This is a genomic window from Agrobacterium tumefaciens (genome assembly GCF_013318015.2).
Taxonomy (GTDB): Bacteria; Pseudomonadota; Alphaproteobacteria; order Rhizobiales; family Rhizobiaceae; genus Agrobacterium; species Agrobacterium tumefaciens.
Map to the genome: position 1 here is coordinate 542954 of NZ_CP115841.1, position 12654 is coordinate 555607.

Here is a 12654-nt window from a genome sequence, read left to right on the forward strand (position 1 = left end):
GCGCCTGCCACCGGCCTGCCGTGCATCGATAAGAACAAACGAAAACTGACAGGATCCCATGCGAAAGTTTCTTCCCGCTGCTCTTTCTGCGTTTTTCCTTGCCTTGCAGGCATCTACACCCGCTTTCGCAATAGACGCCAACGTCATGCGGCAGCTGAACGTGCTCGCCCCCGAGGAGCGTCTGGAGCAGCGTTGCGACATAGAGGCGATGGAGCGGATCGCGACGGAGCAGAAGGGCATGAAGCCGGATAAGGTCATTGCCTATACCTTCGGTGATCCCGAGGTTGGCAAGAATTCGATCAAGGCGTCGGGTGCAGTCTTCAGAAGCGCCGGTGAATGGTACAAGCTCAAATACAAGTGCCAGCTGAAAAGCGACAGCCTCTCCATCCAGTCCTTCGATTACCGTGTCGGCGACAAGATTCCCGAAGAGCAGTGGAAGAAGTTGTATCTTTATGACTGATCGGGGAATTCTTCGTCCGCGGTCGCCGGTTTAAACCCCGCTTTTCTTGCCGCCCTGCCAATGGGTCTGTAACGCTGTCCTTCGATCGAATTGAGGGGCGAGAACATGGCGAAGCAATTCAAGGGACTTTCGGCTTTTCCGATCACGCCCGCTGACGAGGCCGGGCAGGTGGATAGCCAAGCCTTTTCCGCCCTCGTCGAGCGGCTGGATGCGGCGGAGGTCGATTCCATCGGCATTCTCGGCAGCACCGGAACCTATATGTATCTGTCGCGCGCCGAGAGGCGGCGCGCAGTCGAGGCGGCCCATGCCGTCCTCAAGGGCAGGCGCACATTGATGGCAGGCGTCGGCGCGTTGCGCACCGATGAGGCCGTGGCGCTGGCGAAGGATGCCGAAGCTGCCGGTGCCGATGCGCTGCTTCTGGCACCCGTTTCCTATACGCCGCTGACTCAGGAAGAGGCCTATCACCATTTCGCCGCCGTCGCCGGCGCAACCGATTTGCCGCTCGCCATCTACAACAACCCGACGACGACGCGATTCTCCTTCAGCGATGAGCTTCTGGTCAGGCTCGCCTATATCCCGAATATCCGTGCCATAAAGATGCCGCTGCCGGCCGATGCCGACTATGCGGGAGAGCTTGCGCGGCTGCGGCCGAAACTGACGGATGATTTCGCCATCGGTTACAGCGGCGACTGGGGATGTGCGGAAGCAACGCTTGCCGGCGGCGATGCCTGGTACAGCGTCGTTGCGGGCCTGCTGCCGGTTCCGGCATTGCGGTTGATGCGCGCCGCTCAGGCCGGGGATGCGGAGGAGACGCGCAGGCTCGATCTGGCCTTCCAGCCGCTCTGGGCGCTCTTCAAGGAATTCGGCAGTATCCGCGTGATCTACGCCGCCGCCAGTGCTTTGTCGGTAACGGCATGCGAGCCGCCCCGGCCAATCCTGTCGCTCACCAGCGCGGAGCGCCAGCGGGTGGAAGAGGTGCTGAACGCTCTGTCAACGCTGGAAGCCGCGCCATAATTCGGGCGTTTTGCAGGCGGATTGCCACATCTTACCCTTCGGAAACTGAAAAATGCTGCGTAGCCTGCCCTTTGCCGCTCTCTTCCTGTCGCTCTCCACTGCCGCCTTCGCGGGGACGGGTCTCGTCGAGCCGACGCTGAAAATGACGCCGAGGCATGACGGCAGGGTGCGGGTGGCGATGACTCTGGACGCCTGCATGGGCAAGACCGACCATCGCATTCTCGATACGCTGGTGCAGGAAAAGATACCGGCGACGATCTTCGTCACTGCCCGCTGGCTGAAGCACAATAGCGAAGCGCTTGCCGTAATGATGGCGCATCCGGATCTGTTCGAGATTGAAAACCACGGCGAAAACCATGTGCCAGCGGTGGACAAGCCCGTTGCCATCTACGGCATTGCCGCTGCCGGTTCGGAAGCGGCAGTCGAGCAGGAGGTCGAGGGCGGCAGGCAGGCAATTGTCGCCATGACCGGTCTTCAACCGCAATGGTTTCGCGGTGCGACGGCGAAATATACCACCTCGTCCATGGCCACCATCAACAGGCTCGGCATGCGGGTGGCGGGTTATTCCGTCAATGGCGATGGCGGCTCGCTTCTGGGCGCGGCCGCCACGGCAAAGCACATCGCTTCGGCCAAGGACGGCGACGTCATCATCTCCCACATCAATCAGCCTACCCACGAAGCGGGTGAGGGCGTGGTGAGGGGACTTCTGGCGCTGAAGGCCCGCGGCGTGGTGTTCACAAGGCTGGACGACCCGTCGTTTACGCCGCCGGGTAATTGAGCGGGGCGACTCTCTCCTCATTCCTGTAACAAGCACGGGAACGAGGGAAATGAGCATCCCACATCCACGCCCGTTTTTCGGCGGCATACCGCTCAAATTTGCGCTAGCATCCTCCCATGCTGTTCAAACGCCCCGACACCGAAACCCTATATTCCGCCCTTGTGAACAAGGACCCCGCCTATGAGGGCGTGGCCTATGTGTGCGTGACCTCGACGAAGATTTTCTGTCGCTTTACCTGTACGGCGCGAAAGCCGAAGATCGAAAACTGCCGGTTTCGCGAAACCATCGCCGAATGTCTGGAAGCTGGCTTCCGCCCCTGCAAGCGCTGCAAGCCGATGCTTTCCTATGGCACGGCGGATGAAACCGTCACCACCCTTCTGACGGCACTGGAAAACGAACCGGCGCGGCGCTGGCGTGAGGAGGATGTGGTGGCAATGGGCCATGACCCTTCTACCGTGCGCCGCACCTTCAAACGCCGTTTCGGCATGAGTTTTCTGGAAATCGCAAGGTTGCGGCGGCTGGGAGATGCGGCGACAAGCCTCGCATCAGGAGAAGCCGTGATCGGCGCGCAGATCGATGCCGGATATGAATCCGGCAGCGGTTTCCGCTCGGCCATCAATCAGTTCTTCGGCACCTCTCCCGCCGCCATGAAGGGCAAGGGGTTTCTGAAGGGCGACTGGATCGACACGCCGATCGGTCCGATGCTGGTGGTTGCCGATGATCACGCCCTGCATCTTCTAGAATTTGCCGACCGTCCAGCGCTTCCGGCCGAATTGAAGCGGCTGAAGGCGCGCACCGGCGCGGATATGGTGCTGGGCAGGACGCCGGTCACCGGCCAGATCGCAGCAGAACTCGCGGCCTATTTCGCCGGGCGCTCGGCTGACTTCGAAACCCGGCTTGCCGGACACGGCACACCCTTCGAGCGCGATGTCTGGCACGCCTTGCGGGAGATACCGGCGGGAGAGATCGTCAGCTATTCTTCGCTTGCGACGTCGATGCAACGGCCATCCGCCGTGCGTGCCGTCGCCCGCGCCAATGGCGCTAACCAGATCGCCATCGTCGTTCCCTGCCACCGGGTGCTGGGCGCAGATGGCAGCCTGACCGGGTATGGCGGTGGGCTGTGGCGCAAGAAATGGCTGATCGAGCACGAGCGGCGCATGGCCGATAAGTTCCGCATTCCTCTCGCCTCCTGACCGGCCTTCAGGCCGGCAGGTTTGGAACGATGCGGCGTGAAGGAAACAGCTCGCGCGTTACTGTCATGGCGATCAGCGACAGCGGCAGTGCCAGCATGGCGCCCGCAGCACCCCACATCCACGTCCAGAAGATGATCATCACGAAGACGAGGAAGGGGTTGATCTCCATGTTGCGGCCCACCACTGCCGGAAAGGCCAGGTTTTCCATCAACAGGTGAATGGTGAAGAAGATCGCGGATGGCAGCAATGCCAGCACCATGTTGTCATGCGTGATAATGCCTGCCACCGCCAGCGACACCGTCATGGCGGTGATGCCGAGAAATGGCACGAAGCTGGAGAGAAAGGCGAAAAGCCCCCACAGAAGCGGCATGGCCAGCCCGCCGAAATAGGCGATCGCCACCATCGTCACGCCCAGCGCCGCATAGATCAGCGCTGCCGTGGCAAAATAGGTGCCGAGCACTTCTTCCACCGAAGCGATGATCCGAATGGCCCTCAGCCGCTGGTGCCGGGCCGGAAAGGCCATGATGATCGCCTTGCGCAGCCGCAGGCGGCTGTAGAGGAACATCAAAAGCGCGGCGAGGAAGATCATGCCCTGAACGACTGCGGGGGTGACGTTGGAACCGAGCAGGGAAATTATCTCACCGCTGCGCGAAATGAGCGACTCCATTGAAATCGACCCCATGCTGAAGGTTGCTGCCGAAATGTTCAGCCATCGGATGCTTTGAAGATAGGGCAGGAAGCGGTCCATACTGCGTTCGATCAGCGCTGGTCCTTCGGAGGCGAGCTGCGACAACGGGTCGATCAGCGAATTGATCACGAAAAACATCACGGCCGCGACAAGGCCGGAGAGAATGACCGCCACACCGGCACCGGGAATGCCATAGGAACTGAGCTTTTCCGCCGCGATGCCGAGGATCATGCCCACGACAATCGCCAGCACCACCGGTATTAGGATCAGAGACAATTCATGAATGACCGCCATCATGACGACGAGAAAAATGCCGATAACCGACCATGCAACGGCCACATCGAGCGCTTCTCGGCCAAGCGGTTGCTGGCTGCGCGCGTCGTCACGGTGCGACCCAGACGCCAGACCCTCGAAAGGGTCGGCCTTCGTCGACGGAGCGTTTGCGGCGCGCCGCCCGATATTGCCCAATATGCCGGTTTTTTCCGGCCTGGCATTCTCATTCATCGAACTGTCCCCCAATAAGACATCAAACGTTCGAAAAATGAGGCGGTTCCGGAGCGGCAAAAATTTCTGCCGCCCCGTGGTCTTTACGCGGAAAGCTTCAGGCCTATGCCCCACGGATCTTTGAGAACAATACCGTCGCTCTGCCGTTCCGTAGCTATTTCCAGCCGGTCGAGAGCGGCCATTGCAGTATCGAGCGCCGCACTATCGTTGAACTTCAGCGAGTAGCCCGAAAGGCCCGTCATGTTGTCCTTGCGGGCCGTGGCGCCGCGGCTGTTCCAGATATTGGCGGCCACATGGTGATGATAAGCGCCCGAGCCGAAGAAGCTGGCACCCGGATAACGCGCCATGATCTTCAACCCCAGTACATCCTGATAAAACTCATCTGCCTGCGGAATATTGCCGACCTGCAGATGCATGTGGCCGATGGCCGTTCCATCGGCGGCGGCCTCGAACGCCGTTTTCGGCGCACTGTCATACAGCGCCTGTAGGTCGAGGCGGAGCGTAGCCATCTCCACCGTGCCGTCCTGCTGGTAGGTCCATTCCGAGGGCGACCGGTCGCGATAGACCTCGATGCCGTTGCCTTCGGGGTCGGCCAGATAGATCGCTTCACTCACCAGATGGTCGGATGCGCCCTGAAGCTGGATATTGTTGTGCGCGGCATGGGCCAGCCAATGGGCCAGATCCTCGCGGCGTGGCATCAGGAAGGCGGTGTGGAACAGGCCTGCGGCATTGCGCGGCGCGCGTTCAACCGTGCTGGAGGTGGAAAGTGTGAGCAGCGGCTGGCCGTTGACGCCCAGAACCTCGCCACTCGGGCTTTTCTCGATGACGGAGAGGCCGATGATTTTCTGGTAGAATTCCGAAATGCGCGGCAGATCGTGAACGACAAGATGAGCCTGACCGACATAAGCCGGCCGCGTCAGGGCGAATTGTTTGATTTCACTCATCATAATCTCCATATTGAATCCGGCGTGCTGACGACGCGGATTTGCGCGTCTGCATCAGCCGACGCCGCTTTGCGGCGTTCATTTGTGGTGAATATGGGCGGGTTTTGTCGTTCAGCAAAGATCGCCATCTGGCGATTGACCGTCCACTATTCGTTGACAATGCCCCTGTTGCTGCTCCGACGCGGCTTTGACTTCAATCAAGGCGAAGGGCGCATCGGCAGGGAAATATGAGCCCGACACGTGAACGGCAGATTACGCCAAAGGAGATAGCCATGTACAAGAAAATCATCGTACCGGTAGACCTCAGCGCCATCGACAAGGGAGAGAAGATTCTCGCCAAGGCCAAGGCGCTGCTGGATGTCGATGGCGAGATCGTCCTCATCAATGTGGTTGAGGAACTGCCCGGCTATATGGCGATCGACCTGCCGGTAGACCTCATCGAAAATGCCATCAAGGATGCCAAGACGAAACTTGCGGATATTCAGGCGAAGGCCGGCTTCAAGGGCAAGCACGAAATCAGAAGCGGCGCGCCGGCGCGTGAAATCATAGCCGCTGCCGAAGAGCACAAGGCCGATCTCATCATCATCGCATCGCATATGCCTGACTTTACCAATTATTTCATCGGCGCCACCGCCGACCGCGTGGTGCGCCATGCCAAGTGCTCGGTGCTGATTGACAGGTAAAGTGAGTTGAAATCTTGGGGTTGCGGGCGATTTTCGCCCGCACCGGCTGGAGGAGAAGACCATGAATGTCGAAAGTTACGAGAAAATCCTGCGCGACCGCCAGCGCGAGCTTTACAGCCGCCTGCACAAAATCGAGGCGGATTTCGAAGAACCGCGCAACCCCGATGACGACGATCGCGCCGCTGAACGCAGCAATGACGAGGTGCTGGATGAAATTGGGCAGGTGGGCCAGGACGAGTTGCGCGCCATCGACGCCGCACTCGACCGCATCGCGAACGGTACCTACGGCACCTGCGTCAAATGCGGCAAGAAAATTTCGGAAGACCGCCTGAAAGCCGTGCCCTATACGCCGTTCTGCCAGGAATGCGCTGCGGCCTTGTGAGGGCGCTCCTTTTTCCCTCCTCATTCCTGTGACAAGCGCAGGAATGAGGGAAACGGCGAGGCCACCGATCAACCTCTCCTTTCGCAACAGCCCGGAACGCAATTTGATCGCCGTTAACCGGCTGCTGTCTTGTTCCTGTCTAATATTGCCGTCATGCTTGGCCACAAGCAGGCAAACGGGAATGGACTATGAGTAACGTGTGGCGGTTTGGTCGCCAGTATGATTTTCACGAGATTGTCGCCGATGGTATCGTCCACGGCGTGGGTATCGTTTTTGCGCTGGTGGGCGCCACGGCGCTGATTTTTTACGCGACCGTCTGGGGCAGCCTCAGCGCCATCGCGGCCGCCTGGATTTACGGACTCGGCCTTGTCGCCTGCCTTTCCGTGTCCTTCACCTATAATATCTGGCCGCATTCCAACGTAAAATGGTTCCTGCGCCGGCTGGATCACTCGGCGATCTTCATCCTGATCGCCGCCACCTACACGCCGTTCCTGATGCGCGGTATCCACGAGCCGCTGATTGCCACCATGCTGGGGCTGATCTGGCTTGCCGCCATCTGCGGCATATTGCTCAAATGCCTGTTTCCCGGCCGTTACGACCGGGTCGCCATAGGCCTTTATCTCGCCATGGGCTGGAGCGGCATCATGGTGGTGCAGCCGCTCTCAACGCATCTGGCCCCCGTCACGCTCTGGCTAATTGTCGCTGGCGGTGTCATCTATTCGCTCGGCGTGGTCTTCCACGTCTGGGAAAAGCTGCGATTCCAGAACGCCATCTGGCACGGTTTCGTCGTTGCCGCCGCCGTTGTCCACTATTTTGCCGTGGTCACTTCCTTCAGCCTCGTTCCCATGTCTTCCTGAGCTAGAGAGCACTGGACAGCCATCCGCGTCATCGCCTAATGCTCGCCTGAAGGTCGTGCCCCGGAACGTTGGGCGCGCGATGCAGACAAGAATGAGGGCGAACGATAATGAGTTTGGAACTGCGCGATGCCACCGTGGACGATCTTTCCGGCATCATGGAGATTTACAACGACGCGGTCCTGAACACGACGGCGATCTGGAACGAAGTGCTGGTCGATCTGGAAAACCGCAAGGAATGGTTTTCCGCCCGCAAGTCACGTGGCTTTCCTGTGATCGTCGCGATTCTTGACGGCAAGGTTGCCGGCTACGCTTCCTATGGCGACTGGCGCGCCTTCGACGGCTATCGCCACACCCGCGAACATTCGGTTTATGTCCACAAGGACGCGCGCGGCCACGGCATCGGCAAGCGGCTGATGCAGGCGCTCATCGACCACGCCTCCGGCAACGATGTGCATGTGCTGATCGCCGCGATCGAATCGGAAAACGCCGCCTCCATCCGCCTGCACGAAAGCCTCGGTTTCACCGTTGCCGGCCGGTTTTCGGAAGTGGGCACCAAGTTTGGCCGCTGGCTGGACCTGACCTGCATGGAGCTTAAACTGAACTAGTACGCGGGCCGGGATTTCTCTCAGGCGGGGCGCCGGGCGAAGGCCAGCATGACACCGAAAGCCATCATCATCGAGCCGCTGATCCGGTTGACGCGCTTCAGGGCGCGCGCATTGCGCATAAGACCGGACAGTCGCGAACCGACAAAGGCATAAACGGTGATGGCCACCACCTCGAGCAGCAGGAAAATTGCCCCGAGCGTGGCGAAGCTCTGCCAATAGGCGTCCTGCTGGATGAATTGCGGGAAAAAGGCCGTGAATATCAGGATGGCCTTCGGATTGCCGGAGGCGACAAAAAACTCCTGCCGCAGATAGGTCTTGAGAATATTTCCGTTGCCCGAGGAGATATCGGGAGCGGTGACATCCGCCCTTGAGCGGATGAGCTTGAAGCCGATCCACAGCAGGTAGAGAACGCCGATCCATTTGATCAGCGAAAACATCATTTCGGAAGCCATCAAAAGTGCGCCGAGGCCCAAAGCGGCGATCGCGATCATGCCCGCAAACGCAACCAGCCGGCCGCTCGCGGCCATCACTGCCGTTGCCATGCCGTATCGCGCACCAACCGTCATCGACAGAAGATTGTTTGGCCCGAACGCCATGTTCAGGGCAAAGCAGGCGGGAATGAATATGAGGATGGTTTCGAGCGCCATGACGGTGATCCGGAAGGAGTGAGATCGCGATAATCTCACTCTCCGGTCCGGCTGTCGAGACGGTCATTTTCTTCGCAAAAACGGCCGGCAGGCAACCGGCCGTTACCTGTCTCTCATCAGATCGGTTCGAACACCATCGAATGGCCGTTGATGCAATAACGCAGGCCGGTGGGCGGTGGGCCGTCCGGAAAGACGTGGCCGAGGTGGCCGCCGCAATTGGCGCAGCGGATTTCGGTGCGCACCATGCCAAGCGTCGCATCGCGATGTTCCGTCACCGCACCCGGTTTCACCGGTTCGAAATAGCTCGGCCAGCCGCAACCTGCATCGAATTTGGTATCGGAGAGGAACAGCGGTTCGTCGCAGGCGGCGCAGCGATAGAGGCCTTTCTGGAACGTGTCCCAGTAGGGACCGGTAAATGGGCGCTCGGTGCCGTGTTCACGCAGGATGCGATATTGCTCCGGCGTCAGCTGCTCGCGCCAGTCGGCATCGCTCTTGTTCACTTTCGGGGATGTCAGATCGCTCATGGAATGATCCTTTCTGTTCCTGCCAGAAATAGGCATCGGCGCTGCAGATTGAAAGAGGGCAGCTGTCATAACGAGTACGTTATGGGCAGGTATGAGAGTCGATTTGGGTTGAGATGGCGGTGTCTATGCCTTAACTGAAAAATACGATTTGAAAAGAACGCCATTCATGGGCGTACAGGGGTAGGGGAAGCCCTGGGAGATGTGAATGACATCAGATGTCACGCAGCTGACATTCCTGTCGCTGTTTTTGCCGTTTCTGGCAGCGCTTGCCGCACCGATGCTGGTGAAAAGATTAGGTCACAATGCCGTCTGGATATTGGCGATCGCGCCCGCGCTGGCTTTTGTCCACTTCGCACTGATGCTGCCGCAGGTGGCGGCTGGCGGCGTGGTCACGGGCGGTTACGTCTGGGTTCCAAGTTTCAACCTCAGCTTTTCGTGGTTCATCGACGGCCTGTCGCTGACCTTTGCACTTCTGATCACCGGTATCGGTCTGCTGATCGTGCTCTATGCCGGCGGTTACATGAAGGGGCATCCGCAGCAGGGCCGCTTCCTGTCTTTCCTGCTTCTGTTCATGGGCGCGATGCTGGGCGTCGTGGTTTCGGACAGCCTGTTGATGCTGTTCGTTTACTGGGAACTGACCTCGATAACCTCCTTCCTGCTGATCGGATTCGACCATGCGCGCCCGGCCGCACGCCGTGCCGCCTTACAGGCGCTGGTGGTAACGGGCGGCGGCGGTCTGCTGCTGCTCGCCGGGTTGATCTTCATCTGGGACATGAGCGGCATGACGCAATTGTCCATGCTGGTGCGTGGCGGCGATATATTGCGCGACAGCCCGTTCTATCTGGCTGCGCTGCTGCTGGTTCTCGGCGGCGCGTTCACCAAATCGGCGCAGTTCCCGTTCCATTTCTGGCTTCCCAACGCGATGGAGGCACCAACGCCGGTTTCGGCCTATCTGCACTCGGCAACCATGGTGAAGGCCGGCGTCTATCTTCTGATGCGCCTCAACCCCGTTCTCGGCGATACCGCTGCCTGGCAGATCCTGCTGCCGTTCTTCGGCGGGTTGACCATGCTGACCGGCGCGCTGCTCGCCGTGCGCCAGACCGACCTGAAGCTGATGCTGGCCTATACCACCATGTCCTCGCTCGGTCTGCTGGTGATGCTGACCGGCTTTGGCTCGGACCACGCGATAGAGGCGGCTGTGCTTTATCTGGTGGCGCATTCGCTGTTCAAGGGCGCACTGTTCATGGTTGCCGGCATCATCGACCACGAGACCGGAACCCGCGATGTGACGAAGCTCGGCGGCTTGCGAAAAGCCATGCCGATCACCTTTGCGGCAGCACTTGCCGCAGCCATCTCCATGGCCGGCCTGCCGCCCTTTTTCGGCTTTCTCGCCAAGGAAGAGATTTATTATGCGCTGGCGCATGGCAATCCGCGTGCCGTGCTGTTCACCGGCATCGCCATTCTCGGCAATGCGCTGATGTTTGCCGTCGCTTTTGCCGTGGCGCTGAAACCTTTCCTCGGCAAGCCCGTGAAAACCCCGAAACACGCGCATGAGGGACCACTGCTGCTGTGGCTCGGCCCGGCGCTGCTGGCGATAAAGGGGCTGACCATCGCTCTCTTCGCTGGCCTTTCGCATTTTTACATTTCGACGCCGATGGCAAGCGCGATCGCGGGTGAGGCGCGCCCGGTGGAAATCTCGCTCATTCCCCATATCGGCGTGCCGCTCGGCCTGTCGCTGCTGACGATCGCGCTCGGCATCGTCCTCTATATGCAGCTTTCCGCCGTTCGCGGCCTGATGGTGCGCACCTTCAAGGCGCTGGGTGCAGGGCCGGACAGGGGCTTCGATGTTTTCATCGAAACGCTGGTCAAAATCTCGTTCCACGTTGTCAGGCTTATCCAGCCCGGCAGGCTGGAATTTTACGTCACCGCCACTTTCGCCGTCATCGCCGTCGTGCTGCTTGCGCCGCTGTTTCTCTATGGCGAAATGCCGTCCATGCCGGCGTGGCCGCACGACATGAAAATCCATGAGCTGACCTTCATTGCCATCGCGGTTGCGGGCCTTGTCGCTGTGCTCACGGCGTCCAGTCGGCTTACGGCCATCATCGCGCTCGGCATTCAGGGGTTTGCGGTGGCGGTCATCTTCCTGCTGTTCGGTGCGCCCGATCTGTCGTTTACGCAATTCATGGTCGAAACCCTTTCCGTGGTCATTCTGACGCTGGTCATGACAAGGCTTCGCCTGTCGCCGTCAGACCATCGCGGCCCTGGCCAGAAGCTTCTGGACAGCACCATCGCCATTGCCTGCGGAACCGGCTTTGCCCTGTTCCTGATGCGGGCGACGGAAGCGTCGTTCGATAATCGCCTAACCGATTTCTACAACACCTATTCCAAGGTCATCGCCCACGGGGCGAATGTGGTGAATGTCATCATCGTCGATTTCCGCGGCACGGATACGCTGGGCGAGATTGCGGTGGTGATGATAACAGGCCTGGCCATTCTCGCGCTCATCCGCATCCGCCCGGCTGCTGCCATCAAGGGCCCAGCAAAAATAGCGAAGAAGAAGGGAGCGCGGGCTTGAACACGCTTATCCTGCGCACCGTCGCCCCCGTAGTCACCAGCCTCATGGTGCTGTTTTCCATCTTTGTATTGCTGCGCGGCCATAACGAGCCGGGCGGCGGTTTCATTGGCGGGTTGATCGCGGTCTCGGCGCTGGCGATCTACGGCATCGCTTATGGTGTGGCCGCAGTCCGGCGCGCCATCGTGTACCATCCGCTGTCCATTGCCGGCGCGGGGCTGCTGTTGGCGATGTTGTCTGGTCTCGTCTCGATTGCAGCCGGCGTGCCCTTCATGACCGGGCTGTGGGTCTATCCGAGCCTGCTCGGTGTGGAAGTGCCACTCTCCACCGTCATGTCCTTCGACATCGGCGTTTATCTCGTCGTGGTCGGTGCCATCACCTCCATTGCGCTGGCTCTGGAAGAAAGGGATAGCGACTGATGGAAGCTGTCTTCTCCATTCTCGTCGGCATCTTCTTTTCGGTGGCGATCTATCTCATGCTCTCGCGTCACAGCATCCGCATGCTGCTCGGCATCGCCATTCTCGGCAACGCAGTCAACCTCCTGCTGTTCACGGCGGGAAGGCTGACGCGCGAAGTGCCGCCGATCATTCCGCCCGGCATGGACGCCCTGCCGGCGGGTGCCGCCAATCCGCTGCCGCAGGCGCTTATCCTCACGGCAATCGTCATTTCCTTTTCCTTCTTCTGTTTCCTGCTGGTGCTGACCTGGCGCGCGTTCCAGGAATTGCAGACCGACGACACCGACGAAATGCGCACCGCAGAACCGGCAGGCGAGCCTTTGCCGCCGCTCGGTTATTGAGCGGGGC

Annotated in this window: 16 protein-coding genes; 12 read left to right on the top strand and 4 right to left on the bottom strand. The window is 59.9% G+C overall.

Going from position 1 to position 12654, the window contains the following annotated elements:
• Window positions 1-58: 58 nt before the first annotated feature.
• From G6L97_RS02670 to G6L97_RS02685, 4 genes are all read left to right on the top strand, one after another.
• Complete coding sequence (locus tag G6L97_RS02670; RefSeq protein ID WP_003511997.1) at window positions 59-460, top strand: DUF930 domain-containing protein; 402 nt, start codon at window positions 59-61, stop codon at window positions 458-460.
• Window positions 461-565: 105 nt separating this feature from the next.
• Window positions 566-1474, top strand: a complete 909-nt coding sequence (locus G6L97_RS02675; RefSeq protein ID WP_111783232.1) for a dihydrodipicolinate synthase family protein — start codon at window positions 566-568, stop codon at window positions 1472-1474.
• Window positions 1475-1526: 52 nt separating this feature from the next.
• The gene (locus tag G6L97_RS02680; RefSeq protein ID WP_013635693.1) at window positions 1527-2252 is read left to right on the top strand and encodes a polysaccharide deacetylase family protein; all 726 of its coding nucleotides are present in this window, start codon (window positions 1527-1529) and stop codon (window positions 2250-2252) included.
• A gap of 116 nt (window positions 2253-2368) precedes the next feature.
• On the top strand, window positions 2369-3445 hold the full coding sequence (locus tag G6L97_RS02685) for a bifunctional transcriptional activator/DNA repair enzyme AdaA (RefSeq protein ID WP_111783231.1): 1077 nt from the start codon (window positions 2369-2371) through the stop codon (window positions 3443-3445).
• A 7-nt stretch (window positions 3446-3452) separates the two neighbouring features.
• Here the strand turns inward: G6L97_RS02685 and G6L97_RS02690 are convergent, their stop codons facing one another.
• Both G6L97_RS02690 and G6L97_RS02695 read right to left on the bottom strand, forming a co-directional pair.
• Entirely contained in the window at window positions 3453-4637 is a 1185-nt protein-coding gene (locus G6L97_RS02690; protein WP_003512001.1) for an AI-2E family transporter, read from the bottom strand.
• Between the two features lie 83 nt (window positions 4638-4720).
• On the bottom strand, window positions 4721-5581 hold the full coding sequence (locus G6L97_RS02695) for a VOC family protein (RefSeq protein ID WP_111783230.1): 861 nt from the start codon (window positions 5579-5581) through the stop codon (window positions 4721-4723).
• Between G6L97_RS02695 and G6L97_RS02700 the strand changes: the two genes are divergently transcribed.
• From G6L97_RS02700 to G6L97_RS02720, 5 genes are all read left to right on the top strand, one after another.
• Window positions 5564-5812, top strand: a complete 249-nt coding sequence (locus G6L97_RS02700; RefSeq protein ID WP_141566650.1) for a hypothetical protein — start codon at window positions 5564-5566, stop codon at window positions 5810-5812. The two genes, G6L97_RS02695 and G6L97_RS02700, sit on opposite strands and share 18 nt — an antisense overlap.
• A 41-nt stretch (window positions 5813-5853) precedes the next feature.
• Window positions 5854-6264 (top strand): universal stress protein, encoded by a 411-nt coding sequence (locus G6L97_RS02705; protein WP_025592781.1) that lies wholly within the window; start codon window positions 5854-5856, stop codon window positions 6262-6264.
• A gap of 61 nt (window positions 6265-6325) precedes the next feature.
• The gene (locus tag G6L97_RS02710) at window positions 6326-6646 is read left to right on the top strand and encodes a TraR/DksA family transcriptional regulator (protein ID WP_003512004.1); all 321 of its coding nucleotides are present in this window, start codon (window positions 6326-6328) and stop codon (window positions 6644-6646) included.
• A gap of 188 nt (window positions 6647-6834) precedes the next feature.
• A complete protein-coding gene (gene trhA / locus G6L97_RS02715; protein ID WP_003512005.1) occupies window positions 6835-7503 on the top strand; it encodes a PAQR family membrane homeostasis protein TrhA in 669 nt (222 codons plus the stop codon).
• A 107-nt stretch (window positions 7504-7610) separates the two neighbouring features.
• Window positions 7611-8108 carry a GNAT family N-acetyltransferase gene (locus G6L97_RS02720; protein ID WP_003512007.1) on the top strand — a complete coding sequence of 166 codons (498 nt, stop codon included), beginning with the start codon at window positions 7611-7613 and terminating at the stop codon, window positions 8106-8108.
• 20 nt (window positions 8109-8128) lie between these two features.
• Here G6L97_RS02720 and G6L97_RS02725 read toward each other — a convergent pair whose 3' ends face one another.
• Together G6L97_RS02725 and msrB are read right to left on the bottom strand one after the other, a co-directional pair.
• Window positions 8129-8755 carry a LysE family translocator gene (locus G6L97_RS02725; RefSeq protein WP_019564107.1) on the bottom strand — a complete coding sequence of 209 codons (627 nt, stop codon included), beginning with the start codon at window positions 8753-8755 and terminating at the stop codon, window positions 8129-8131.
• A 116-nt stretch (window positions 8756-8871) separates the two neighbouring features.
• Window positions 8872-9279: a peptide-methionine (R)-S-oxide reductase MsrB gene (gene msrB, locus G6L97_RS02730; RefSeq protein WP_003512009.1), complete on the bottom strand. Its 408-nt coding sequence runs from the start codon at window positions 9277-9279 to the stop codon at window positions 8872-8874.
• Between the two features lie 205 nt (window positions 9280-9484).
• Between msrB and G6L97_RS02735 the strand changes: the two genes are divergently transcribed.
• From G6L97_RS02735 to G6L97_RS02745, 3 genes are read left to right on the top strand one after another with little or no spacing between them, the layout of a single operon-like run.
• Entirely contained in the window at window positions 9485-11854 is a 2370-nt protein-coding gene (locus tag G6L97_RS02735) for a putative monovalent cation/H+ antiporter subunit A (protein WP_003512011.1), read from the top strand.
• Complete coding sequence (locus G6L97_RS02740) at window positions 11851-12270, top strand: Na(+)/H(+) antiporter subunit B (protein ID WP_003512013.1); 420 nt, start codon at window positions 11851-11853, stop codon at window positions 12268-12270. Before G6L97_RS02735 ends, G6L97_RS02740 begins: the two co-directional genes overlap by 4 nt.
• Window positions 12270-12647 carry a Na+/H+ antiporter subunit C gene (locus G6L97_RS02745; protein WP_003512021.1) on the top strand — a complete coding sequence of 126 codons (378 nt, stop codon included), beginning with the start codon at window positions 12270-12272 and terminating at the stop codon, window positions 12645-12647. The genes G6L97_RS02740 and G6L97_RS02745 overlap by 1 nt, the downstream gene beginning before the upstream one ends.
• Window positions 12648-12654: the final 7 nt, after the last annotated feature.